Source organism: Alteromonas sp. 4NH20-0056, from assembly GCF_057539655.1.
On record NZ_BAAJLS010000005.1, the window covers coordinates 1 to 24,276 of the forward strand.

The 24,276-nt window shown below is 43.9% G+C and carries 24 protein-coding genes; 8 read left to right on the forward strand and 16 right to left on the reverse strand.

What is annotated here, in order from left to right:
- Positions 1–219: 219 nt before the first annotated feature.
- Positions 220–369 carry a hypothetical protein gene (locus tag AC27EZ_RS10460; protein WP_487135285.1) on the forward strand — a complete coding sequence of 50 codons (150 nt, stop codon included), beginning with the start codon at positions 220–222 and terminating at the stop codon, positions 367–369.
- Positions 370–606: 237 nt separating this feature from the next.
- On the opposite strand, the gene AC27EZ_RS10465 is transcribed toward AC27EZ_RS10460, so the two are convergent.
- Complete coding sequence (locus tag AC27EZ_RS10465; protein WP_487135286.1) at positions 607–822, reverse strand: tellurium resistance protein TerC; 216 nt, start codon at positions 820–822, stop codon at positions 607–609.
- A 267-nt stretch (positions 823–1,089) separates the two neighbouring features.
- On the opposite strand from AC27EZ_RS10465, the gene ydiJ reads away from it, so the two are divergent.
- Positions 1,090–4,131 (forward strand): D-2-hydroxyglutarate dehydrogenase YdiJ, encoded by a 3,042-nt coding sequence (ydiJ, locus tag AC27EZ_RS10470; RefSeq protein ID WP_487135287.1) that lies wholly within the window; start codon positions 1,090–1,092, stop codon positions 4,129–4,131.
- An 11-nt stretch (positions 4,132–4,142) separates the two neighbouring features.
- Positions 4,143–4,559: a DUF4826 family protein gene (locus AC27EZ_RS10475; protein ID WP_487135288.1), complete on the forward strand. Its 417-nt coding sequence runs from the start codon at positions 4,143–4,145 to the stop codon at positions 4,557–4,559.
- A 38-nt stretch (positions 4,560–4,597) separates the two neighbouring features.
- Here AC27EZ_RS10475 and AC27EZ_RS10480 read toward each other — a convergent pair whose 3' ends face one another.
- From AC27EZ_RS10480 to AC27EZ_RS10510, 7 genes are all read right to left on the reverse strand, one after another.
- Positions 4,598–5,056: a GNAT family N-acetyltransferase gene (locus tag AC27EZ_RS10480; RefSeq protein ID WP_487135289.1), complete on the reverse strand. Its 459-nt coding sequence runs from the start codon at positions 5,054–5,056 to the stop codon at positions 4,598–4,600.
- A gap of 8 nt (positions 5,057–5,064) precedes the next feature.
- A complete protein-coding gene (locus AC27EZ_RS10485; protein WP_487135290.1) occupies positions 5,065–6,192 on the reverse strand; it encodes a JmjC domain-containing protein in 1,128 nt (375 codons plus the stop codon).
- Between the two features lie 59 nt (positions 6,193–6,251).
- Positions 6,252–7,442: an adenylate/guanylate cyclase domain-containing protein gene (locus AC27EZ_RS10490; protein WP_487135291.1), complete on the reverse strand. Its 1,191-nt coding sequence runs from the start codon at positions 7,440–7,442 to the stop codon at positions 6,252–6,254.
- 64 nt (positions 7,443–7,506) lie between these two features.
- On the reverse strand, positions 7,507–8,874 hold the full coding sequence (gene purB, locus AC27EZ_RS10495; RefSeq protein WP_487135292.1) for an adenylosuccinate lyase: 1,368 nt from the start codon (positions 8,872–8,874) through the stop codon (positions 7,507–7,509).
- 14 nt (positions 8,875–8,888) lie between these two features.
- A complete protein-coding gene (gene hflD, locus AC27EZ_RS10500; protein WP_487135293.1) occupies positions 8,889–9,515 on the reverse strand; it encodes a high frequency lysogenization protein HflD in 627 nt (208 codons plus the stop codon).
- A complete protein-coding gene (gene mnmA, locus AC27EZ_RS10505) occupies positions 9,515–10,624 on the reverse strand; it encodes a tRNA 2-thiouridine(34) synthase MnmA (protein ID WP_487135294.1) in 1,110 nt (369 codons plus the stop codon). The genes hflD and mnmA overlap by 1 nt, the downstream gene beginning before the upstream one ends.
- A gap of 234 nt (positions 10,625–10,858) precedes the next feature.
- Positions 10,859–11,401, reverse strand: a complete 543-nt coding sequence (locus AC27EZ_RS10510; RefSeq protein WP_487135295.1) for a pseudouridine synthase — start codon at positions 11,399–11,401, stop codon at positions 10,859–10,861.
- Between the two features lie 348 nt (positions 11,402–11,749).
- Here AC27EZ_RS10510 and AC27EZ_RS10515 point away from each other — a divergent pair, with 348 nt between their 5' ends.
- The gene (locus AC27EZ_RS10515; protein ID WP_487135296.1) at positions 11,750–13,969 is read left to right on the forward strand and encodes an NADP-dependent isocitrate dehydrogenase; all 2,220 of its coding nucleotides are present in this window, start codon (positions 11,750–11,752) and stop codon (positions 13,967–13,969) included.
- A 225-nt stretch (positions 13,970–14,194) separates the two neighbouring features.
- On the opposite strand, the gene cspD is transcribed toward AC27EZ_RS10515, so the two are convergent.
- Positions 14,195–14,413: a cold shock domain-containing protein CspD gene (gene cspD, locus AC27EZ_RS10520; RefSeq protein WP_421131600.1), complete on the reverse strand. Its 219-nt coding sequence runs from the start codon at positions 14,411–14,413 to the stop codon at positions 14,195–14,197.
- 201 nt (positions 14,414–14,614) lie between these two features.
- On the opposite strand from cspD, the gene clpS reads away from it, so the two are divergent.
- Both clpS and clpA read left to right on the forward strand, forming a co-directional pair.
- On the forward strand, positions 14,615–14,935 hold the full coding sequence (gene clpS, locus AC27EZ_RS10525) for an ATP-dependent Clp protease adapter ClpS (protein WP_487135297.1): 321 nt from the start codon (positions 14,615–14,617) through the stop codon (positions 14,933–14,935).
- A gap of 24 nt (positions 14,936–14,959) precedes the next feature.
- Complete coding sequence (gene clpA, locus AC27EZ_RS10530; protein ID WP_487135298.1) at positions 14,960–17,227, forward strand: ATP-dependent Clp protease ATP-binding subunit ClpA; 2,268 nt, start codon at positions 14,960–14,962, stop codon at positions 17,225–17,227.
- A 109-nt stretch (positions 17,228–17,336) separates the two neighbouring features.
- Here the strand turns inward: clpA and infA are convergent, their stop codons facing one another.
- From infA to trxB, 4 genes are all read right to left on the reverse strand, one after another.
- Entirely contained in the window at positions 17,337–17,555 is a 219-nt protein-coding gene (gene infA, locus AC27EZ_RS10535; protein ID WP_006010397.1) for a translation initiation factor IF-1, read from the reverse strand.
- 75 nt (positions 17,556–17,630) lie between these two features.
- The gene (locus AC27EZ_RS10540; protein ID WP_487135299.1) at positions 17,631–18,344 is read right to left on the reverse strand and encodes an arginyltransferase; all 714 of its coding nucleotides are present in this window, start codon (positions 18,342–18,344) and stop codon (positions 17,631–17,633) included.
- Complete coding sequence (gene aat, locus AC27EZ_RS10545) at positions 18,341–19,087, reverse strand: leucyl/phenylalanyl-tRNA--protein transferase (protein WP_487135300.1); 747 nt, start codon at positions 19,085–19,087, stop codon at positions 18,341–18,343. The genes AC27EZ_RS10540 and aat overlap by 4 nt, the downstream gene beginning before the upstream one ends.
- A 50-nt stretch (positions 19,088–19,137) precedes the next feature.
- Positions 19,138–20,097 (reverse strand): thioredoxin-disulfide reductase, encoded by a 960-nt coding sequence (gene trxB / locus AC27EZ_RS10550; RefSeq protein WP_487135301.1) that lies wholly within the window; start codon positions 20,095–20,097, stop codon positions 19,138–19,140.
- Between the two features lie 354 nt (positions 20,098–20,451).
- Here trxB and yfbV point away from each other — a divergent pair, with 354 nt between their 5' ends.
- Positions 20,452–20,901: a terminus macrodomain insulation protein YfbV gene (gene yfbV / locus AC27EZ_RS10555; protein ID WP_487135302.1), complete on the forward strand. Its 450-nt coding sequence runs from the start codon at positions 20,452–20,454 to the stop codon at positions 20,899–20,901.
- On the opposite strand, the gene AC27EZ_RS10560 is transcribed toward yfbV, so the two are convergent.
- The 3 genes from AC27EZ_RS10560 to AC27EZ_RS10570 all read right to left on the reverse strand — a co-directional run bounded on the left by AC27EZ_RS10560 (position 20,894) and on the right by AC27EZ_RS10570 (position 23,581).
- Entirely contained in the window at positions 20,894–21,394 is a 501-nt protein-coding gene (locus tag AC27EZ_RS10560; RefSeq protein ID WP_487135540.1) for a SprT family zinc-dependent metalloprotease, read from the reverse strand. The genes yfbV and AC27EZ_RS10560 overlap by 8 nt on opposite strands.
- Before the next feature lie 19 nt (positions 21,395–21,413).
- Complete coding sequence (sppA, locus tag AC27EZ_RS10565) at positions 21,414–23,279, reverse strand: signal peptide peptidase SppA (protein ID WP_487135303.1); 1,866 nt, start codon at positions 23,277–23,279, stop codon at positions 21,414–21,416.
- Positions 23,280–23,374: 95 nt separating this feature from the next.
- Entirely contained in the window at positions 23,375–23,581 is a 207-nt protein-coding gene (locus AC27EZ_RS10570) for a hypothetical protein (protein WP_487135304.1), read from the reverse strand.
- A gap of 45 nt (positions 23,582–23,626) precedes the next feature.
- On the opposite strand from AC27EZ_RS10570, the gene AC27EZ_RS10575 reads away from it, so the two are divergent.
- Positions 23,627–24,226, forward strand: coding sequence for an HvfX family Cu-binding RiPP maturation protein (locus AC27EZ_RS10575; protein ID WP_487135305.1), 600 nt, complete (start codon positions 23,627–23,629; stop codon positions 24,224–24,226).
- Positions 24,227–24,276 lie beyond the last annotated feature (50 nt).

The following is a 24,276-nucleotide window of genomic DNA, read 5'->3' on the forward strand; positions in this document are numbered from 1 at the left end:
ACCTTCGGGTCTCTTTTTTTTACGTTATACAAACGTGGTGATGAAGAGGGAAAACAGTGGCAATTAATGCATACAGTATTCGTTAAATAAACGATGAACATTTCGATAAAGTATGAAAATTAAGCGCAAGAAACATGACTTTCTGTAATTAAAAATGTAATATTACAAAGTAACTTACAGTTTGTTTTCACAATTTTTAAATAACGTGGTTGAGTTCCTATGACACATAATAACAGCACTGTTTCAGCAAATGACACGCAAGAAAAAATGCATCAATCCCTTTCTGTGAAAGAGCTTCTGGCTGAAGCGCAGAAAGAAATTAATGAGTTAAAAATGAAACTGATGTGGATGGAACGTAACTACGAATAATCGTATTCGTGTTTGCCGACGTTAAGTATTAGTCGGCTATTTGGAAAGTTTTCGCATTAAACCTGTAATTAAACATAAAGAGTTACAGTATTTGATTCGTAACTATTGCCATTGAAAATAAATAGGCGCAAGCATGGTTGCTTACCTTTGTTGGTGACGCCTATCTATTTGAAAAAAGGAAACTAGGCTTATAGCCTGTTTTCTTGCCACAGGCTGCATTTTACAAATCGGCGGACTTTAACGGTATTTTCTCGCCAGAAAAAACTTGTCAATTCTTCTCGCGCTGATGCGCATCTTGTTCTGCGTAAAAGTAAGTATCGAGCGTGCGCGGGGCCAGTCATAACTAAGCAATACCAAACCGCCTAATACCAGCAATATAGAGCCAGGTATAAGCGTAAATATAACACCGCTTACAAACAGTAACCCGCCTAACGTAAGTCTTAATGCTTTCATGTGTGGTTGCTCTTGTCTAAAGAATTTTTAAAAAGTATCACGACGTAATACTACCATGAAGTGTAGTCGTTTTGCGGTCACTAGATAAACATTGAAAGTGTAAATAGATGTAACCCACTCATGAAAGTGTAACAAGTTACCTATTTGTTAACGGCCTTACGTAAACAATAAGTATTAAAACCGTGTGAAAAATCTTTATTGGTGTAGAGAGTCAAGCTGGGTGTAGGTATACTTAGTATCAATACTGAATTCGGAGGTTGTATTGCATTGAGTCTTCCACGCGTCGCGCCCCAACATAGTCTTTCTGAACATTATCAATTGTATCTAAACCAACTTACTCAGTCTGGTTTTTCTGGTGATATTGAATACAGCTATGCCAGTCGATTGGCTGTTGCCACCGACAACTCGGTTTACCAAAAACTTCCTCAAGCCGTATTATTTCCCAAAGATGTGAGAGACCTTGCGGTTATCGGTGAGCTCGTCAATCAGCATCCTTTAGTAAAGTTTTCTGCGCGAGGTGGTGGCACGGGTACAAACGGCCAAAGTTTAACCGATGGCATTGTGGTTGACCTGTCGCGACACATGAATAAAGTGCTCGAAATCAATGTCGAGGAACAATGGGTTCGCGTTCAAGCAGGGGTAGTGAAAGACGCGCTTAATGATGCATTGCGCCCACATGGGTATTTCTTTTCTCCAGACCTCTCAACAAGTAACCGTGCAACTGTAGGTGGCATGATCAATACTGATGCGTCGGGGCAAGGCTCGCTAGTATATGGTAAAACGAGCGACCATGTATTAGGGTTAACATCGGTGTTGGCCAATGGCGAGGTGATTACTACGTCGCCGCTTAGCCTAGACGAGGCAAAGCAACAAGCACGTGGAAGTGATACCTATTCTCGGATATTGCGTCAGGTGATTGCGACCTGCGTTGAAAAACGAAATGATATTATCGAGAAGTTCCCGCGCCTTAATCGTTTTCTCACTGGCTATGATTTAGAACACGCTTATAATGCTGATGAGCAGAAAATAGACGTCAGTAGGTTGATTACCGGTTCTGAGGGGTCGTTAGCGATGGTCGCAGAAGCTACGCTTTCGCTTACCCCCATTGCGACGCATAAAGCATTAGTGAATATTAAGTATGATTCTTTCGAGTCAGCTTTAAGGCATGCGCCTGCGATGGTTGCTGCAAGTGCAACATCGGTTGAAACGGTAGATTCAACGGTGCTGAACTTGGCGAAAACGGACATTATTTGGCACTCAATTTCTGAACTCATTACCGACATTCCCCATAAAGAGATGCTAGGTCTCAACATGGTGGAGTACAACAGCAATGATGAAGAGAGCATAAAGGAAAGAATTGCTCGACTTGAAGAAGAATTGACGCAAGACGCAAAAAACGGAAGCAACGGTGTTATTGGCTACCAAGTTACGTTCAGTAAAGCAGACATCGGTAAGATATACGCGATGCGTAAAAAGGCGGTAGGCCTATTAGGGAAAACTGAAGGCGCGCAGAAGCCAATTGCTTTTGCAGAAGATACGGCCGTCCCTCCTGAAAACCTCGCAGACTTTATTTTGGAATTTAGAGCGTTGCTCGACTCACACGGTTTGCATTACGGTATGTTTGGACATGTAGATGCCGGCGTATTACATGTCAGGCCTGCACTTGATTTGTGTGATCCAGAGCAAGAAAAACTAATGCATCAGATTTCCGATGAAGTCGTCGCGCTGGTTGCCAAATATGGCGGGCTGATGTGGGGCGAACATGGAAAGGGCTATCGAAGTGAATATGGCCCGGCATTTTTTGGCGATATGCTGTTTAAAGAGTTGCGTAAAATAAAAAGCGCCTTTGACCCTCATAACAAAATGAATCCAGGGAAAATATGCACGCCCCTTGGGTCTTCAGACACCTTAGTAAAAGTCAGCGACACCAAACGGGCAACCTATGACCGCACCATTCCTGTGGCGTTTAAAGACGCATTTGCGCCAGCGATGTCGTGTAATGGTAATGGGTTGTGCTTTAACTATGAAACGACATCACCTATGTGTCCTTCAAGCAAAGTGACGCGTGACAGAAGACACAGTCCCAAAGGCCGAGCAGGGTTAATTCGTGAATGGATTAGGCTGTTAGCCAAAGAGGGCGTTGACAGCACGTCGTTGCGTGCTGAGCAATTTAAAACGTCGCTGTGGCAACGTTTTAAAAACTCTCGCGATGATCAAGAGGACTTCTCTCACGAGGTACTTGAGGCCATGAATGGTTGTTTGGCATGTAAGTCGTGTTCAAGCCAATGCCCCGTTAAGGTAGACGTGCCCGAATTTAGGTCAACATTTTTATCAATTTACTACCAGCGCTATATGCGCCCAATTAAAGACCACTTGGTTGCGAATATCGAGCGTATGGCGCCAATAATGGCGTCTATGCCACGATTTGTGAACATGTTCTTAAATCGACGTTGGATGCAAAGCGCGATCGAAAAAACCGTCGGGTACGTTGATACACCAGTATTATCGTCGCCGTCCCTTAAACAGCGTTTGAACGAAAGCGTTACGCGCTACCATTATGATACATTGGCCTCGTTGACCGACGCCGAACGTGCTAAAACTGTGCTTATTGTTCAAGACCCGTTCACCAGCTTCTATGATGCATCGGTGGTGGAAGACTTTGTTTCGCTTTGCACACAACTTGGCTACAAACCAGTATTGTTGCCCTTTAAGCCAAATGGTAAACCTGAACACGTTAAAGGCTTTTTAACGCGTTTTGCTAAAACGGCTACTGACACTGCAGCGTTTTTGAACGAGGTTGCTTCGTTATCAATTCCAATGGTGGGTGTAGATGCGTCGCTGGTACTTTGCTACCGTGATGAATACACGAAAACGCTAGGTTCTAAACGCGGCGAGTTTTTTGTAAACACAGTGCACGAATGGCTTCTCGGCATACCCGATAACACTTGGGAGCGCTCGATAACAACACCGTCGACTGAGTCGCTTGCTTTACTTAGCCACTGCTCAGAAAAAACGGCATTGCCAGCCTCTGAAAAACAATGGCAGACAATCTTTAGTAAAATAGGGCAACCTGTAGACCTTGTTGCCGTTGGATGTTGTGGGATGGCCGGAACATATGGACACGAAGCAGATCAAAAAGACAAATCTTTGGCTATTTATGGCCTAAGTTGGGAAGCCGCCGTAAAAGCGTACCCACAGAATGCAATTATGGCAACGGGCTACTCTTGCAGAAGTCAAGTTGCCAGAATCGAGAAATTTAAACCTCGTCATCCACTGCAACTACTTTTAGCTGCGATGGACAATAATTAGAGAAAAATAAAATGACAGAACAAGTACAGCAACCACAACTTACTCAGGCCCAGCAGTCAGAGTGGGCGCGCATACAATTTCAAAAAGCAAATAAGCACTTGGCTGAGAACGGAGTATTATTTGAATCAGTGGTAACTGATGAAAGCCGTTACCTTGCGCCGTACTTAGCAGTATGGAAAATCAAAGCCATAGATGGCAAGTTTTACTGGGCTATCAGTGGTGACTTGCCGAGTGACTATACTGCGCTCCAAAATGCAGCAAATGTGAAAGAAGTGCTTCGTCACTTTGGTATGACCTGGCAGTTAAAGGCAGAGAATCTTCTTCAGGCCGCCGGTGACGATGCAACGCAAAAGGAATACGCAGAGTTATTACAAAACCGTGCAGAGAGCTTATTTGCCATGCAAAATGCACCACAACTTTGGAGCTAAGCACCTAAATTAATTTGGGGAGCGAAAGGGGTTATTGTTCAGTGGATTTGAGTGACATCGGGTAGGGGAAAGCGCTCTGCACCGCATTGCATTTGCTGTCGTGGTACTCCAGCATCCATGAACACCTGTCCTGCAGGACGAAAACCAATGCTCTGGTGATAGGGAACGCTGTCTAAGTTACATGCTACCTTCACAACAGGAACGGATTCTCGCTTTGCTGTTTCAATAAGTGTCGCAAATATCGTGCGATAGATTGCAAGGCATCGATACCCTTGCTTCACTGCTATTCTTCCTAGTACGCCACAGCGTGTTAATCTCGCTGTGGCAATAGGGCTGTTTTTATCATCTACTATCAGAACATGAAATGCATCAAGGTCGGCTTCGTCGAATTCTTTATGCTCGGGTACGCGCCACTCCAAAACAAAAACGCGCTTTCTTAAGGCCATAAGCGTTTCGCCGTCGTTGCTCCAATCTGCACTACGTACCGTAAATGACATAATAAATTTTATTCCTCTACCCACTCCCAATAACCGTTATTAATAAGTGTAGTTAAGGTTTCATAAAAGGCAAATGATGGGGAGTCGGGAAGCGAGACAGCGTTTAGTAAGGTTCCCTCGCCAAGCGCTATATAGCTAGGCTTATCTTCATCATTAAATAAAAACTGTTCTCCATTCACATAAAGTGCATTTACTTGGCTTTCCTCACTTTGCATTAACAGTAGCGGTTTTATTCCGGGAGCTGGCCGAGTACTTGCCCCCGCTGCAATCTCGTTCGCTATCTCTTCAACACTGAAAGGCGGCTCTACAGGAAATTCTGGAATACCTTGCTCGCTGATAGATGCCATTAGTGCTTGCGTAAACTCTTGGCTTTCAATCGTATGTATAAGCTGTTTCTTCAGCGCCTGAATATCGTTTAATGTGATATTGACAGGCGTTTCACACGCAGAGCGTTTTGGGTCAGTGAATCGTGTGTTTTTTACTGAGCATTCAAGCATCATGGCAAGGCTTTCTGCAAGTTGAAGGGCCTCCGGTGCACGGAAACCCACGGAGTACGTCATACAGTCTTCTAATGCCTTTCCGTCATGCGGCCATCCAGGCGGAATATATAATACATCGCCAGGCAGCAACACCTCATCAATAATAGGAACGAATGCTTCTATTTGTCGAAGAGAGGGGTGAGGAAATACTTCGTTATAATTTCCTGGGTTTCCCACACGCCATCTGCGTTTTCCTTTTCCTTGCACTAGGAAAACATCGTATTGATCAATATGGGCGCCAACACCCGCCCCCTTGTTGGCGAAACTCACCATAAGGTCATCAAGTCGCCAATTTGGGATAAATGAAAATGGCGTGATGATTGATGAAACGTCTTGAATATACCTATCGACGCCCTGAACTAATAAGGTCCACTTTCCTTTGCATGCGTCTTCAAAATTAGTAATAGGGCCCTGTGTAACATGCCAGTTACCACTATTGTTGCTGATAATTCTGCTATCGATATCTTCTTCTTGCGCTAAGCCTGCTAAATCATGCTCGTCGATAGGGTCGTTAAATTGAGAAAAAAAGCCCCGAAGCACTACAGGCTTTTGTTGCCAATAGTGTTGTAAAAAGTCATTGATATCGAATGTTTGCATATGCCCTCCAGTAAAGTGCGCGCATTATCTTTCATCACGCCTATTGATACTAGTCGCAATTACGATGTTATTCCTTCAAGCGCTGACTCGCTTAACGTAAATGCGGCTATGCTTCCAACTTTTGTCGCACAGCATGTTGATGAAAAGTAGTGTTGGAATGATGGTGGTAAATGCTCATGTGTATCTGTGCATATCGTCAGGCAATTTTTATTACTGTACTGTTCAAGCATTGCTGCTTTATTAACGGTGTCGCCCCAAATATCAAAGGTACCATGGCGTCGCTCGGGCATACCAGCGGTAACGGTGCCAGTAGCGATACCAATACGAATGCCGCAAGTAAAACTTGGATTGTCTTTCTTGTATTCAGATATGCCGTTCAGCAATCTTATGGCATAAACCACACTTTTTGACGCTATTTTTAACGTTGTCGCTCTCTCGTCCTTTTCATCAACCTCAGCGACCGCCAGTGCAATGTATTGGTCACCATTAGTCTTCAGCGGCCACACGTTAAGCTCATGTGCGAGGTCATCCATAATACGGTAGTAGCTATCAATGGCTTTAAAGGCGTCGTGCGCTTCACTGTCTTTGGTGAAAGACTGGTATCCACAAAGATCAGTAAAAATAACACTCGCACTGTTAATATCCTTACGTGTAGAAAAGTCGTATGGAAAGGTTGCCGCACATGCAGGTATTACATTATAAAGCGCGCGTTTCACCTCTTCGTACTGCGTTTTAAATATTACGGTTCGCGCGTAAAGATGCCTTTGTATTAACGCCCCGATAAAGATGATAGCCACCGATAGCGTAATACAATTTGCTTGTCGTATGATTTGTTCAGAGGAGGGCAACGAATAACTTAGTGTAAAGTCGATAACGCAAAAAGTAAGGGTAAAAGCGCTGAGCCAACCTACACGTTGCTTTTTTTCGTCGTGCTTAAATAGAAATGCACAACCTACTGCCCCCACTAAGAGAAAATGTTGAATATAGGTATCTTTAGGCCATGCTATGGTCGCGAGGGTTAGGTACGACAAACAACTCAACAATAAAAGAGTTCTAGCATGCTCAACATGCTTAGTTAACGCTAAGTAATAGGTAACGACTGCTAATACTATATGCGTGAAAAGCGTTAATTGAATAGCGGTAGGCGTGGGGTGATAAATGGATAGGGGAAACTGAAAAACTAAGCATACAACAAAGGTGATGCTTAGTTTTTTAAGTAATATATCGGTACTGTATTGGCTTAACGTCATTTTTAGCTTCCCACAAAAAAGCGCGGTCATACCGCGCTTTTATAATAGAAAGGTTTGTTGTCAGTTATAACTGATCGACCAGCCTAATTGCATCACCAATATAGTTCGCTGGTGTTAATGCTTTCATTTCTGTTTTAGCCGCGTCAGGTAATTCAAGATTGTCGATGAATTCTGCGATAATCTCTGCATTTACTTTTTTACCGCGCGTCAGCTCTTTCAGCTTTTCATACGGTTTTTCGATGCCATAACGACGCATAACCGTCTGAATAGGCTCTGCAAGCAGCTCCCAGTTATTGTCTAGTTCGTTTAGTAAACTTTGTTCATTTACTTCTAGCTTGCTTATCCCTTTCAGTGTCGCTTGGTAAGCAATTACCGAGTAGCCAACGCCAACACCTAAGTTTCTTAGTACCGTAGAGTCGGTTAGGTCACGTTGCCAACGAGACACTGGAAGTTTAGTGGATAAGTGATTGAACATCGCGTTTGCTAACCCTAAATTACCTTCAGAGTTCTCAAAGTCGATAGGGTTTACTTTATGAGGCATTGTCGACGAGCCAATTTCACCGGCAACGGTTCTTTGCTTGAAATGACCCAATGCAATATAGCCCCACACGTCACGGTCGAAATCAATAAGAATTGTATTGAAACGAGCAACCGCATCAAAAAGCTCGGCGATATAATCGTGCGGCTCAATTTGCGTGGTAAAAGGGTTCCACGTAAGGCCTAATGACGTCACGAATGTCTCTGATACCTCATGCCAATCAACATCTGGGTAGGCAGATAAATGCGCATTGTAGTTACCTACAGCGCCGTTTATTTTACCTAACACCTCTACGTCAGCAATTTGGCTACGTTGACGCTTTAAACGCATCGCCACGTTTGCCATCTCTTTGCCCATGGTAGTAGGCGATGCTGGCTGACCGTGTGTTCTTGCCATCATAGGAATATGTTGATAAGACTTGGCGAGTGTAACTAATGCCTCTATGAGCTTATCGCAGTAAGGTAGCAATACCGTATCACGGGCTTCAGTAAGCATAAGACCATGGGATAAGTTATTGATATCTTCTGACGTACACGCAAAATGAATAAACTCATTTACGGCAGACAACTCACTATTGCTTGCAACTTTCTCTTTGAGGAAATACTCAACCGCTTTCACATCATGGTTGGTAGTACGCTCTATTTCTTTAATACGCATTGCATCGTCTACAGAAAACTCAGCAACAATGTTGTTTAACAATGTGTTCGAGGGTTCCGAAAATGCAGGAACTTCTTTAATGTGCGGGTTGCTTGATAGCATTTGCAGCCATCTTACTTCCACAACAACACGGTATTTCAATAAGCCGAATTCACTAAAAATACTACGTAATTCAACGCTCTTCCCAGCATACCGACCATCAACAGGGGAAATTGCAGTTAACTGACTCAGTTCCACCTTAAGCTCCTCAACTAGTTTATCAACCTAAGCGCCTTTACAGCACTATTCAAAATCTGCTTTCGTTTAAATAAAATATTGCGTCGTTTACCACCCATTTGTCGCCACATTACTGCGGAACGAACACCGGCAAGTAAAAGGGCTCTTACTTTTCGCTGTGTTGCAGGTTGGCTCAAGTAATCAGGGTTACCTGCCACTTGAATACGTGGGGCAAGAGGGCTGACAATATCACTGTATATACTTGCGAGCGATGTAACGACCTGGGGATTCTCAAAATCTACGTGCGCGAGCTGTCGCTGCACATGAGAAATGCGGTCGCCCAGCTCGTTCATTGCTTTATTTTTTCGACTTAGCTTCCTTTCTAAGCCTAATATACTCGCTATGTAGCGCGTAATTTCGGTGTCTTTCGTTGCTTGTTTATCGGAAAGTTGAGCAACCAGAGTATTGTATCCAAGTGACAGGTTACTCAGTTTTCCGAAAACTTGCTGCGGTGTTTCAGGGTCAGTTACCAGGATACTTGATAAACTTGCCTCGATGTATTCATCGTTTGCCGTGCCTTTGCGCGCGATTTGCTGAACCAGAGCGGCGGCCTGCGCAACCCCGGCTAGCGCTAAGTTGTTTTCAATATCTACATCTAGCATTAGCGAATATAACTCTCAATAATACCACCGCCCAAACACACCTCGTCACGGTAGAATACAGCAGACTGTCCTGGCGTTACCGCTTTTTGCGGTTCGTCGAAAACGACCTCTATCGTGTCATTGTCAAGGGGGGTGATGGTGCACGGGATATCAGACTGACGATAGCGCGTTTTTACAACGGCACGTGTCGTTTCAGTAATGGGGGTGCGGTCTACCCAATGAAGCTGCTTGGCAACGAGTCCGTTAGAGTAAAGGCGAGGGTGGTCGGCGCCTTGCCCAACAATTAAAACGTTGCGTGGCACGTCCTTATCGACCACATACCATGGGTCGTCACCGTAGTCGGCTAACCCACCAATGTGCAAACCTTTACGCTGCCCTAATGTATGATACATAAGGCCTTCATGGGTGCCAATTTCTTCGCCTTCAGCGGTTTCGATAACACCAGGTTGTGCGGGTAAGTAGCGCGCTAAAAAGTCTTTGAACTTTCTTTCACCGATAAAACAAATGCCTGTTGAGTCTTTTTTATCATGGGTAATTAAATCTTGCTCTTCAGCAATTTTACGCACTAGCGGCTTTTCAATATCACCGACGGGAAACAGCGTTTTGGCCACGTGTTCTTCGCCGAGGGTATATAGAAAATAGCTTTGGTCTTTATTACTATCTAGCCCGCGCAGCATTTGCCACTTGCCGTTCTTCTCACGACGACGAACATAATGACCGGTTGCAATATAATCAGCGCCTAAATCTTCTGCTGCAAACTCAAGAAATGCCTTAAATTTGATTTCTTTGTTACACATGATGTCAGGGTTTGGCGTTCTACCGGCTTTGTATTCTTCAAGAAAATACTCGAATACGTTGTCCCAATATTCAGCAGCAAAATTGATGGTGTGTAATTCAATACCTAGCTTGTCAGCGACCGCTTGTGCATCTTTTAAATCTTCTGCTGCCGCGCAGTACTCATCGTTATCGTCTTCTTCCCAATTCTTCATGAACAGGCCTTCTACTTGATAGCCTTGTTGAAGCAGTAGGTAAGCAGAGACAGAAGAGTCGACACCGCCAGACATGCCGACGATTACTTTTTTGCTAGCGTTTGATTCAATTTCAGTCACAACGTGAATTACACTTTCTATTGGTTAAAATTAGGCGGCGGATTTTATCAGAAAAATGAACGTAATTCACACATTTCAGCGCAGACATTAAAATATTGTTCATCTACACAAAGCACATAAATTACAATGACTTTTCAAGGTTAACCGAGGTTTTCAACCGTGCAGCACTTACACGAAAACCTTCTAAGCCATAACAAACTGCCATAACCTGTTATTGTTAAGGCAATGTGCTTGTCACACTATTACGTATTGGCCATTGCTGATGCCGTCTAATGTCCAGTTACCGACGCGATATCGAATTAACCGCAATGTGGGATAACCGACATGTGCCGTCATTCTGCGTACCTGTCGATTGCGCCCTTCGGTTATTGTAATAGAGAGCCAACTGGTTGGAATTGATTGTCTAAAACGTACGGGCGGAGTGCGATCCCATACGTCTGGCGCGGCCATGCGTGTTACTTTAGCGGGTTTTGTGAGTCCGTCTTTTAAGGTCACGCCCTTGCACAGCTGTTCTATGGATGCATCGTCAGGCTCTCCCTCTACTTGCACCCAATAGGTTTTGCTTGTTTTTGCCTTGGGGTGCGCGAGCTTGTGCTGCAGCTTACCGTCATCAGTGAGCACGAGCAGGCCTTCTGAATCTCTGTCTAATCTTCCTGCTGCGTATACATCAGGTACATCTATGTAGTCTTTGAGCGTCTCTCTACCATCTGCATCGGTGAATTGAGAAAGCACCTGAAAAGGCTTGTTAAAGAGCACAACACGTGAATTTTTCTGCATAGGTAAATGTATTTTGATTTGAAAACAACACAGACAAGTTTATCACAACGATAACTTTACGTCGTTTATTCGCGAATTTCTGTGATCTTATCGGTTAAGACAATGGTATGACTTGTAACTGAACATTTCGACCCTATACTATTGTGCGCTGCAATATATTTATGCGTCGTTTTCAAACAAACAAGTGGCGCATTTATTCAGTGAAATTAATTATAAATATCTCTGTGCGCACACAGAGTGGGAAAATTCATTTCGTTCCATGCTTTTGGGTTCACCGGTTTTATGGCGTGGGGCGTAGTAACGGACTAAATAAACGGTAAAGCGTTACCGACAACCTTGAGGTATATAATGACCAAGTCTAAGATCATCTATACAAAGACTGATGAAGCGCCAATGCTAGCGACATACTCGTTGCTTCCGATAATAGAAAAGTTTGCGGGTGCTGCAGGTATCGAAGTTGAGTTAAGTGATATTTCACTTGCTGCACGTGTGCTTGCTACATTCCCGGATTTCTTAACGGAAGAGCAGAAAGTATCAGATGCGTTGGCAGAACTCGGTGCATTAACGCAAGATCCGAACGTTAATATTATCAAGCTTCCAAATATTAGTGCCTCAATTCCTCAGCTTCGCGCCACTATCAAAGAACTCCAAGAAAAAGGCTTTAACGTTCCAGCGTTCCCTGACGCACCATCTTCTGACGAAGAGAAAGACATACGAGAGCGTTACGGAAAAGTATTAGGTAGTGCAGTAAACCCTGTATTACGTGAAGGTAACTCTGACCGTCGCGCCCCGACGGCTGTTAAAAACTACGCACGCAAACATCCTCACTCAATGGGTGAATGGTCACAAGCTTCTCGGTCTCACGTTGCGCACATGCGCGGTGGCGATTTCTACTCTGGCGAAAAATCGTTAACTGTAGAAAAAGACGGCTACGTGAGCATTGAGTTCACAGGCAAAGATGGCAGCAAGAAAACGTTGAAGCCACGTGTTGATTTACTCGCAGGCGAAGTTATCGACGGTATGTTTATGAGTAAGAAAGCATTATGTGCTTTCTTCGAAGAACAAATCGAAGATGCTAAAAATACGGGCGTTTTATTCTCACTGCACGTTAAAGCGACCATGATGAAGGTGTCTCACCCCATCGTATTCGGGCACTGTGTAAAAGTTTTTTATAAAGACCTGTTCAACAAATATGGCGAATTATTTGATGAGTTGGGTGTTAATCCAAACAACGGTTTGGGCAGCGTTTACGATAAAATCGCAACGCTTCCAGAAAGCCAGCGTTCAGAAATTCAAGCCGATATCAACGCGTGCTACGCTAATCGCCCACCGATGGCGATGGTAAATTCAGACAAAGGTATTTCTAACCTTCACGTACCGAGTGATGTTATTGTAGATGCATCTATGCCGGCAATGATCCGTAACTCTGGCCAAATGTGGGGTCCGGATGGAAAGGCGCACGACACGAAAGCGGTCATTCCAGAAAGTACGTATGCCACGATATACCAAGAAGTTATTAACTTCTGTAAAACACACGGCGCATTCGATCCAACAACAATGGGTACGGTGCCAAATGTTGGCTTAATGGCGCAGAAAGCTGAAGAATACGGTTCACACGATAAAACGTTTGAACTTGAAGCCGACGGTACAGTACAAATTGTTGATCAAGACGGAAACGTGCTTATTGAGCATGATGTAGAAGAAGGCGATATCTGGCGTATGTGTCAGGTGAAAGATGCACCTATTCAAGATTGGGTTAAGCTTGCAGTGACACGTTCGCGTCAATCAGGCATGCCTGCAGTATTCTGGTTAGACGATGAGCGTGCACACGATGCTCAACTGATCCAGAAAGTAGAGGCATACTTAAAAGACCACGACACTGATGGGTTAGATATTCAGATAATGTCGCCAGTGCGTGCTATTCGATACAGCATGGAACGTGCTATCCGTGGTTTAGATACTATTTCAGTTACGGGTAACGTGCTTCGCGATTACTTGACTGATCTGTTCCCGATATTAGAACTAGGTACCAGTGCAAAAATGCTATCTATCGTTCCACTAATGGCCGGTGGTGGTCTTTATGAAACGGGAGCGGGTGGTTCTGCGCCTAAGCACGTACAACAGTTTGTTGAAGAAGGGCATTTGCGTTGGGATTCATTAGGTGAATTCTTGGCGTTAGCCGTATCGCTAGAAGATGTTGCTATCAAGCATGACAACCCAAAAGCTAAGATTATTGCGACTGCGCTTGATAAAGCAACAGAAGCATTGCTTAACAACGGTAAATCTCCGCTGCGTAAAGCGGGACAATTAGACAACCGAGGCAGTCATGTTCATCTAGCGCTTTATTGGGCAGAAGAAGTGTCTAAGCAAACAGAAGACAAAGCGCTTGCTGAGCAGTTTAAAGCGGTGTACGACACCCTTGTTGCCAATATTGATGCAATTATTGCTGAGATTGACGCTACGCAAAGCCAGCCTCAAGATATTGGTGGTTACTACTACCCAGATGAAGATAAGTTGCGCGCGACGATGGCACCTAGCCAAACGTTAGCATCAATCTTATCTGCATAACGTAAGTAATAACAAAAGCCCGGGCAATGCTCGGGCTTTTTTATGCGTAATGCTCGGTGATACCGGCAAAGCGGGTAAATTAAGAAACACAGATAATTACAACATTGTAATGCGAAAAAAATGCACTCGAAATGATGCGATGAAACCATCGTTGGTAACGCAGGATTTTTACAGGTAAGAAGGTTCAGCCAACGTAATGTTGACCAAACCTTTAAAGATTTATTTCTAGCGTTCTGGCTCTTCTTTAAAGCCAATGTTTTCGGCGTGTAGCCCTTTGGGTCCCTGCTGTACCTCGTAAGTAACTTCCTGGCCTGCTTTTAAAGAGCGATACCCTTCCATTTGAATCGTGGAATAATGAGCAAAGATATCTTCTCCGCCTTCCTCTGGAACAATAAATCCAAACCCTTTCGCATTGTTAAACCATTTAACTTTGCCAATCGCCATACTCCGACTTCCTCTTAATCCTTGAACTCACATGTTTATGCCCCCACAATAGATATGAGAGCATCGCGACGTTTTTCTTTATGAATAAAACATCATAATTAAAATGTAGATTTTTTAACCACATTATGTCAAGCGCAAATGAAAATAAATTTTTAATTAAAGTTTGAAACACATTTGGCATTAACACACTATTATTAAGTTATGAGTAAAGACAACGCTATTAGTATTGATAAGGAAAAGCAAAAAGAAGGGCAGCGCCAAAAACCGCAGCCACCACCTATGTACAAGGTGTTGTTAAACAATGACGATTACACACCGATGGATTTTGTCATTGAAGTACTTATGAATTTTTTCAATATGGATACTGAAAAAGCCAATCAACTTATGCTAACTGTTCATTACCAAGGTAAAGCGGTATGCGGGATTTTCACTGCAGAGATAGCCGAAACAAAGGTCATGCAAGTTAACCAGTATGCGCGTAAGCACCAACATCCATTGATGTGCACGATGGAACAGGCATAAGGTATTTTGTAGAGGGCAAGCGATATGTTAAATAAAGAATTAGAGCAAACGCTGAATAACGCATTTGTATTTGCAAGAGAGCACCGTCACGAGTTCATGACGGTTGAGCATCTATTGTTAGCCTTGCTAGATAACTCTGCTGCCCGTGAGGCATTGAATGCGTGCGGCGCAGACGTAGAGGCGATTAAAAACGAACTACTTGCTTTTGTTAAAGACACGACCCCACTTATTCTTGATGAACAACTCAATGAACGTGAGACGCAACCTACATTAGGGTTTCAGCGTGTGCTTCAGCGGGCAGTCTTCCATGTCCAATCTTCAGGTAAAGATGAAGTTACTGGTGCAAACGTGCTGGTTGCTATTTTTAGCGAACAAGAATCTCAAGCTGTATTTATTCTCAAAAAAGCAGACGTCACACGACTAGACGTGGTGAACTTCATTAGCCATGGCGTAAGTAAGTCGGAAGATGACGAGCCGCTTAATTCAGATTCTGTCGAAGAGTCTGAAGGGGGCGAAGAAGGGGGCTCAGCATTAAGCAAATATGCGAGCAACCTAAACAGAACAGCAAAAGAGGGCAAAATAGACCCCTTAATCGGCCGTGACGCGGAAGTGGAGCGTACTATACAGATACTATGCCGCCGCCGTAAAAACAACCCTCTGCTTGTTGGAGAGGCCGGTGTGGGCAAAACTGCTATAGCCGAAGGGTTAGCGTATCGGATTGTAAATGACGATGTCCCTGATGTTATTGCCAACAGTACAGTGTACTCACTTGATTTGGGTGGATTGCTCGCGGGTACAAAATACCGAGGTGATTTCGAAAAACGTCTTAAAGCCATACTTAAAGAGTTAGCTAAAGACGAGGACGCTATTTTGTTTATTGACGAAATACATACGATTATCGGAGCGGGCGCGGCATCAGGTGGCGTGATGGACGCGTCTAACTTGCTTAAGCCTAAGTTATCAAGTGGCGAACTTCGTTGTATCGGGTCTACCACGTACCAAGAGTATCAAGGTATTTTTGAGAAAGATCGTGCGCTTGCTCGTCGTTTCCAAAAAATTGATGTGACCGAGCCAAGCGTAAGCGATACCACTAAGATCCTTCTAGGCCTTAAAAGCCGTTATGAAGATCACCATAACGTGCGGTTTACGCAAAAAGCGATTCAGGCAGCCGCTGAACTGTCTGCAAAGTATATTAATGAAAGATATCTCCCTGACAAAGCGATAGACGTAATGGATGAAGCAGGTGCTAGCCAGCGTCTTCTTCCGCAGTCAAAACGCAAGAAAACGATTAACGTAGGCGATATCGAGCAAATTATTTCTAAAATGGCGCGTATCCCAGAGAAGTCGGTGTCGGCGTCAGACAAAGAAGTGCTTAAGAACCTAGACAGAAACCTTAAAATGGTGGTGTTCGGACAGGACAAGGCCATTGAGAGCCTTAACGATGCCATTATGTTATCGCGCTCTGGTTTAGGCCAAGAAGAAAAGCCTATTGGTAATTTCTTGTTTGCCGGTCCAACAGGGGTGGGTAAAACCGAAGTTACTCAGCAGCTCGCAAAAATTATGGGCGTTGAGTTAGTGCGTTTCGATATGTCTGAGTACATGGAGCGTCATGCAGTAAGCCGCTTAATTGGTGCGCCTCCAGGCTATGTGGGCTTCGATCAAGGTGGCTTGTTAACCGACGCTGTTATTAAAAATCCGTATTCTGTTGTGTTACTCGATGAGATAGAAAAAGCGCATAGCGATATCTACAACATCTTGCTACAGGTTATGGACCACGGTACGTTGACAGACAACAACGGGCGCAAAGTTGATTTTAGAAACGTCGTGTTAGTTATGACGACCAACGCGGGTGTGCAAGAAACTGTGCGTAAATCTATTGGGTTTAAGCAGCAAGATCACAGTTTTGATGCGCTTAGTGAAATCAATAAGATATTTACGCCGGAGTTTAGAAACCGCTTAGATGGCATTATTTGGTTCAACCACTTAGACGAAGAGGTTATCTTGCAGGTGGTCGATAAGTTTATCATTGAACTGCAAGCGCAGCTGGATGCCAAAAGCGTATCGCTGGAAGTTACCCCAGAGGCCAGAGCTTATCTTGCCGAGAAAGGGTACGACAAAGCGATGGGTGCTCGCCCAATGTCTCGTTTGATAAAAGAAGAAGTGAAAAAAGAGTTAGCCAATGAACTCTTATTCGGAGAGCTGATAAAAGGTGGCTCGGTCAAAATTGAGCTTGGCGACAACAAACTGGCCTTCACGGTAAAAGGAATGGACGCCGTTAAAGAAGAAGCCTAGTTAGCGAAAAAGGTGCCTTGTTTCATAACAAGGCCATTGCGTTTCACCATTAAAAAAGCCCGATTAATAATCGGGCTTTTTAGTTGTTGCGTGACCGCTCAATGGCTCATTATCTGGCGCGATAAATGATACGACCTTTAGATAAGTCGTAAGGAGTCATCTCAACAGTGACCTTATCGCCAGTAAGAATTCGGATGTAGTTCTTGCGCATCTTGCCAGAAATATGGGCTGTCACAACGTGACCGTTTTCAAGTTCTACGCGGAACATAGTGTTAGGCAGGGTATCAAGTACCGTACCTTCCATTTCAATACAATCTTCTTTTGCCATGTAAAGCAGTTACCTCAGTAATTCAAAAATTTTGCCGCGCAGACCTTAACTAATCTTGCCTGTAGTGTAAAGCAATTAAGTAGGTTTTTTATCAAAACGTACCCATTGATCGCCAATAAACTGCTCAAATGGACGAAATTGTTGCTTGTACGACATTTTCTGACAGCCATCAACGAAATAGCCTAAATATACGAATGGCTTCCCTAGCGTTTCGGCCGTGGCGATTTGCATCAAAATCATCCAGGTTCCCAATGAATGTTGATGATAGTCTGGATGAAAAAACGTGTAGAGCGCAGAAAGAGCACCGTGATGATTTTGATCCTCTATATCATCGGTTACCGCGACTGCAATCAATGTGTCGCCATCATAAGCTTCAATGAAAATCGGGGACTTCCACTGACATAAAATAAAACTATTAAATTGGTCGCGGTTGGGAGGATACATACTGCCGTCTTGATGCCTTTGAGTGATATAGGCTTCGTAAAGCGGGTAGTAACTTTCCTTAGGCTGTTGTGATATCAGTATGGTGAAATGCGCATTGCGATTAACTATTCGCTTTTGGCTTTTCGTTGGAGTAAAGGTGTTTACAGGAACCCTCACTGATTGACATGCGTGACACGACTGACAATGTGGCCGATAAATCTGTTCACCACTGCGTCTAAAACCAACTTGAATAAGTTGACTGTAATGCAGCGCCTGCAAGTCGTCAGACTCTGCATAAACTAACAAGCGTTCGTCTTTACCGGGTAAGTAGCTACAGTTGAATGTCTGCGTAATACCGAATTTCATGGCGTGATCACCTGACGTTCCCATTGTGCTATGTATTCACTTTTGAGCTTGCCTGACTCTTCCAACGTTTGGTTATTTTTCTGTAATTTTGAGACAAACTCTGCTCTTGGGATAGACGTCGCGCCCATTGTCGCTAAATGCTCGGTAGGTAGTTGGCAGTCAATAAACGCCATACCATGACGCTTCATATGCGTAACCAGTGCAAACATGGCGAGCTTGGACGTATTAGGCTCGCGATGAAACATAGATTCACCACAGTACACTTTCCCAATGCCCACACCATAAAGCCCACCGACAAGGGTATCGCCATTCCAAACTTCTACAGAGTGAGCTAGTCCCAGATTATGGATGTTAATATAGGCCGACATCATATCGTCTGTAATCCACGTATCAGTGCTTGTTTCAGTGCTGTTCTGTTTCTTTCTGGGAATGGTTGAGCACGCCTGAATTACGTCAGTAAAGGCATGGTTTAAGGTAACCACATAGCGCTGTTTTTTTACCAGCTTACGTAAACTTTTTGACGCATTAAATTCGTCAAGCGGGATAATGGCTCTTGGCGTCGGACTCCACCACAATAACGGCTCATCATCACTGAACCATGGAAAAATACCCTGACTGTAGGCGCTGAACAAACGGTGTGGGCTTAAATCTGCTCCGTATGCCAACAACCCGTTTGGGTCGTCTAATGCACTAGACACGGGAGGGAAGGGGGAGTTAGCCTCTAAAAATGGCAATGTGATCATAGTCAAAGGCCCTAAACGGGTTTAGGGCCTACCTCGCAGATAGGTTAGTCCTATTCGGACGCAAGGCCGTCTAGGAACTTCTCAGCGTCTAACGCAGCCATACAGCCCGTTCCCGCAGAGGTAATTGCCTGACGATAAATATGATCGCTTACATCACCTGCTGCAAATACCCCTTCAACGCTTGTTTGTGTCGCATTGCCGTGAAGCCCGCTGTTTACCACAATGTAGCCATCTTTCATGGTAAGTTGGCCATCGAAGATGTCGGTATTTGGTTTATGGCCGATAGCGATGAATAAACCCATTACATCCAGTTCTTCTGTCGCGTCGCCTTCGGTCTCTTTAATACGTATTTTAGTCACACCCATTTCATCGCCAAGCACTTCATCGAGTGTCTTGTTAAGGTGTAGCACTACGTTACCGTTTTCTGCTTTATCACGAAGACGTTGCTCAAGAATTTTTTCGCTTCTGAACGTGTCTCTGCGGTGGATAACGTGAACTTCAGATGCAATGTTAGACAAGTACAATGCCTCTTCAACTGCAGTGTTACCACCACCAACAACCGCAACTTTCTGGTTTCTGTAAAAGAAGCCATCACAGGTAGCACAGGCTGATACGCCTTTACCCATAAATGCTTGCTCTGACTCTAACCCTAAGTATTTTGCAGATGCGCCTGTCGCAATAATCAGTGCGTCGCAGGTGTACGAGCCATTGTCGCCATAAAGCGTGTAAGGTCGTTTGGTTAAATCTGTTTTGTTGATATGGTCAAAAATAATTTCGGTATCAAATTTTTCAGCATGTTTTTGCATGCGTACCATAAGGTCTGGCCCGGTAAGGCCTTCTGGATCGCCCGGCCAATTTTCAACTTCAGTTGTCGTGGTAAGCTGACCACCTTGCTGTATACCCGTTAATAGAACCGGTTGTAGGTTAGCCCGTGCTGCATATACAGCAGCTGAATAGCCTGCTGGGCCAGAACCGAGTATAAGAAGACGTACGTGTCTGCTTTCTGCCATTTTACTCTCCAACGTATGCCCTAATAAGATAAGGGCTAAAAACTAAGATATTCGGATAGGTGAGGCCGGTTGCAGTGTTTTTCAACTGCCAACGCGCCCTGACGTTATATTTAACGACGATAATGGCTATGATGCCTATTTGAACGCGTATTGTCACTGACGTTATGTGAGTTTGTCGTCACTTTGAACGATTATTAAACATAATTCATCGACTTTACAAACGGATGATGATCTTAAGCTATTTGTTTACTTGTATTACTCACTGGTCGTATTACAATTTGTTGATAACGCCGCCAGTATTTAGTGGCACAACGTAGGTACATAAACGGCTACATTTAACTATCGAGGTGTTTAATGTCTCAGTCTGTAATGTCAATGCTCAGAAGCGGGCAGGATTACATGGCAACATGGCCTGTACGTAAGGAATTATATAGTTTATTTCCAGAGAATCGCGTCGTGTCTGCAACAAAGTTTGCGATTAAAACAATGCCGCCAGCAGCAATATTGGCTTGCGCGCTATTACTTGAAAATATGGGCGCGGGATATATTCCCCAAACTATCGCAATTGGTGCGTTTTTCTTAAGCCTACCTCTTCAAGGCCTATTATGGCTTGGGCATCGCTCTCAACAATCGCTGCCACCCCAATTAAACTCATGGTATCAAGATATTCACGCCAAAATGCGCTCACAAGGGTGCCAGATTGCATCAGCCAAATCTAAGCCAACCTACACTGAGCTTGCAAAGTTATTAAAAACGGCATTCAGTGATCTCGATAATGCTTTTACCCAGCATTGGTTTAAATAACGGCTTTAGCTAGTTTTATTCCGCACGCCTTGCAGCGGTATTCAGTGCCGCGCAATATCTTATTATGTCGTCGTGTCGTTAAGTGGTGAGTTTGGCAACCACAGCGGTAAGCATGTTCCGTTGTTCTGACGTTACTTATATCAAAGTTATGTGTAGTAGAGGGGACCAGGTTGAAAACGTTTTTCATTATGGCCTGCCATTCTTTGCCATGTGGCTTTACGCGCCCGTACAATGTCCAAACTAATAGATGACTAATTTCATGGGGAATAACGGTATGAATAAATGCCTCTGTGTTTTCTTTAAATAACGTAGGGTGCAAATTTATTCTATTTTGTTGTAGAAACGCGGTTCCGGCATTTTTACCTGAGCGACGAAATGTGAGTGCTGGCTGAGTAAACGACCGGGAGAAAAACTGCTCGGCAGTTAAGTAATAGCAATGAACAGCATCAGTGATTAACTGATGCTGTTCATTATTTAAATCAGATGTAGCGATGAGAGAAACCGGTGACTATTTAGTCAACCTTACACTCTAAGCAAAGTATGTAGGTTCCTTTCGGATCATTCAGTTGATTGACTAAACTGAATTCATTAAGCACACGTTTAAATTCTGAAATAAGGGCGCCATCAGCTTGCGCAAATTGCCATTTACCCACGAAGGTAAATGCCTGACCAAAAAACTCTTTCCAGAATATTTCTTGCGCTGATAATGTGCGCTGAACATAGAAGCTATCGTAATGCTCTAATTCAGCCAGCTCAGCGGCTGCTGTAACTGCATTTTGCAATGTGCCTAGTTCATCGACCAGCCCCAACTCTAAGGCGTCTGTGCCTATCCATACGCGCCCTTGAGCGACATTATCTACTGCATCAATGTCCATATCCCTCGCTGTTGAGACAAGCGTAAGAAAATTATGATACGTCGTTTCAACGTTGCGCTGGAGAATTTGACCAAATTCAGGGGCGAGGGGGCGTACCGTTGAAAAGCCTGCAAGCTCAGTAGAGCCCACGCCATCACTGTTTACGCCAAGATAATTCAATGAGTTTTCGTATGTCATGAACATACCGAACACCCCAATAGAGCCTGTTATCGTACTCGGACTTGCGATAATTCTATCGGTATTAGCGGCAATCCAGTACCCGCCAGACGCTGCATAAGTGCTCATTGAAGACACGACAGGTTTGCCAGCCTTTTTAAGTTCAAGAACTTCTTGGCGAATGACTTCTGATGCTAGCGTGCTGCCGCCGGGAGAGTCTATTTGTAGCACGACCGCTTTAACATTATCGTCTAAACGGGCTTTACGTAGCAAGCGCGCAGTGCTGTCGCCGCCCACATTGCCCGCTTTTTGGTTACCATTAAGGATGGTGCCTTTTGCCACGACAATAGCGACTTTGTCCATGTCAGTATCTACGACTGGCATCGGTGGATTAACCACTTTAAGGTACGTGTTAAATTTGGTGATATTTACGCCTAATTGGTTTTTGTCGTCGCCAACCAGAGCAACCAGTTCAGCGCGCACTTCTTCACGGGTTTTAAGTGCGTCAACCCAATTGTTTTGCAGCGCATATTGTGCAAAGTCGCCGCCGGCGGCTTCGAATTTTGATAAAAGGCCGTCGAGGGTCTCATCAAAATTATCCACGTTGATGCCTCTGGCCGCAGCAACGTCTGCTTTGTATTGTGCCCAGTAGCCGTCTAACCATTGTTTTTCAGCGGCTTTGGCTTCTGGTGACATATCGTTACGAATCAGTGGCTCAACGGCAGACTTGTAGGTACCTACACGGAAGATGTGGGTAGTTACCTTGAGTTTATCTAGCATGTCTTTGAAATACATACCGTAGCGGCCGTAACCCTCAATAAGGAGCGATCCCATTGGGTTTAGATAAATATGGTCGGCATGTGCAGCAAGATAATATTGGTCTTGAGTAAAATAATCACCAATAGCATAAACGGGTTTTTCAGACGCCTTAAATTCATCTATCGCCTTTGCGACTTCGCGTAGCTTATCCAGACCTCCGCCAGTAAGTGCCTGCAAATCAAGTACAAGGGCTTTAATTCGTCTGTCATTTTGCGCATTTTCGATAACTTTAACGACGTCGCGCACCAACACTTCTGGATTGTCAGGTTCTGAGCCTAATGCGTCTTGCATAAATTGTTCGAAGGGGTCTACGGCTTCTTTTTCAATTACCAGTTTCCCATTAAGGGTCAGCAAAAGCGCACTGCCGCTATTTACGGTTAGTTGTTCGTCTTCTGAATTTGTTACAGCAACGATAAGCCCAATAAATATGGCAAGAAAGATAACATTAAAGAAAAGCTTTCGGGTGAAGTTGAGTACCGTCCAAAGACCAATAAATAATGATTTAGTCCAATTACCCTTAGCAGCCATAGATATAATTACCTTTAATTTGAATAACCTTAGTATGTTACCGATTTAAAATATTATCGCTAACTTAATTGTAAATTTTTGTAAGTCTTGTCGTGTTACCTGCTATTTTCTTTTTTATCTAACCAAGACGCAATAACCGAGGCGATACGCTTATGATCTTCAGCGCTAAACTGCATTATTAAGTCTGAAGTGCTTTTTTTAAACCCAACTTTGCGGTGTCCTCTGTGCATTATACGGGTAAACGCAGAAGGCTTTTGCGTTTTGGCGTGGTCACTTCGTGGTTTTGATGAAATATTTTTCACACTATTCCGTTCCTATTTACAACACACACTATGAGGTTACTGCCAATGCTGGTCAAAACATACAACAATATAATAAAAAGCATAAGTCATGCTGATGGTATCGCGCTACTGTTATTAAGGCTATATCTAGCACCTGTTATGATTCAGGCTGGTTGGAATAAGGCCAGTAACTTCTCAAATATTGTCGAATGGTTTGGAAACGAAGATTACGGGTTGGGTCTTCCGCTTCCTTATCTTCTTGCGTTGTTAGCAACCGCAGCTGAATTAGTCGGCGGCATTCTTATCCTTTTTGGCTTGTTAACACGGCTAGTGAGCATCCCCTTGATGGTCACGATGATTGTTGCCATGGTAAGTGTTCATGCCAAGAACGGATGGCTTGCGATATCTGATGCGTCGTCATGGTTTGCTGACGGCACCTTGTTACTGAACGAGCGAATTATGGCATCGCCGGAAAAACTGGCGGCTGCCAAGTCATTGCTTGAAACCCACGGAAACTATGATTGGCTTACCTCTAGTGGTAATTTTGTGGTGCTTAATAATGGTATTGAGTTTGGTGCCACTTATTTTATCATGCTGCTTGTTCTCTTTTTCTACGGTGGCGGACGGTATGTTAGCGTCGATTATTATTTAACGAAAAATAGATAGGTCGCCATTGTAGTCTGGTCTTTTACTGCGATAATACGTACGAATTTATT

Excerpts from the sequence above, each read along its gene's own strand:
- AC27EZ_RS10460 (WP_487135285.1), top strand. The coding sequence starts at position 220 with ATGACACATAATAACAGCACTGTTTCAGCAAATGACACGCAAGAAAAA.
- AC27EZ_RS10465 (WP_487135286.1), bottom strand. The coding sequence starts at position 822 with ATGAAAGCATTAAGACTTACGTTAGGCGGGTTACTGTTTGTAAGCGGT.
- AC27EZ_RS10475 (WP_487135288.1), top strand. The coding sequence starts at position 4,143 with ATGACAGAACAAGTACAGCAACCACAACTTACTCAGGCCCAGCAGTCA.
- AC27EZ_RS10480 (WP_487135289.1), bottom strand. The coding sequence starts at position 5,056 with ATGTCATTTACGGTACGTAGTGCAGATTGGAGCAACGACGGCGAAACG.
- AC27EZ_RS10485 (WP_487135290.1), bottom strand. The coding sequence starts at position 6,192 with ATGCAAACATTCGATATCAATGACTTTTTACAACACTATTGGCAACAA.
- AC27EZ_RS10490 (WP_487135291.1), bottom strand. The coding sequence starts at position 7,442 with ATGACGTTAAGCCAATACAGTACCGATATATTACTTAAAAAACTAAGC.
- hflD (WP_487135293.1), bottom strand. The coding sequence starts at position 9,515 with ATGCTAGATGTAGATATTGAAAACAACTTAGCGCTAGCCGGGGTTGCG.
- AC27EZ_RS10510 (WP_487135295.1), bottom strand. The coding sequence starts at position 11,401 with ATGCAGAAAAATTCACGTGTTGTGCTCTTTAACAAGCCTTTTCAGGTG.
- AC27EZ_RS10515 (WP_487135296.1), top strand. The coding sequence starts at position 11,750 with ATGACCAAGTCTAAGATCATCTATACAAAGACTGATGAAGCGCCAATG.
- cspD (WP_421131600.1), bottom strand. The coding sequence starts at position 14,413 with ATGGCGATTGGCAAAGTTAAATGGTTTAACAATGCGAAAGGGTTTGGA.
- clpS (WP_487135297.1), top strand. The coding sequence starts at position 14,615 with ATGAGTAAAGACAACGCTATTAGTATTGATAAGGAAAAGCAAAAAGAA.
- clpA (WP_487135298.1), top strand. The coding sequence starts at position 14,960 with ATGTTAAATAAAGAATTAGAGCAAACGCTGAATAACGCATTTGTATTT.
- infA (WP_006010397.1), bottom strand. The coding sequence starts at position 17,555 with ATGGCAAAAGAAGATTGTATTGAAATGGAAGGTACGGTACTTGATACC.
- AC27EZ_RS10540 (WP_487135299.1), bottom strand. The coding sequence starts at position 18,344 with ATGAAATTCGGTATTACGCAGACATTCAACTGTAGCTACTTACCCGGT.
- aat (WP_487135300.1), bottom strand. The coding sequence starts at position 19,087 with ATGATCACATTGCCATTTTTAGAGGCTAACTCCCCCTTCCCTCCCGTG.
- trxB (WP_487135301.1), bottom strand. The coding sequence starts at position 20,097 with ATGGCAGAAAGCAGACACGTACGTCTTCTTATACTCGGTTCTGGCCCA.
- yfbV (WP_487135302.1), top strand. The coding sequence starts at position 20,452 with ATGTCTCAGTCTGTAATGTCAATGCTCAGAAGCGGGCAGGATTACATG.
- sppA (WP_487135303.1), bottom strand. The coding sequence starts at position 23,279 with ATGGCTGCTAAGGGTAATTGGACTAAATCATTATTTATTGGTCTTTGG.
- AC27EZ_RS10575 (WP_487135305.1), top strand. The coding sequence starts at position 23,627 with ATGCTGGTCAAAACATACAACAATATAATAAAAAGCATAAGTCATGCT.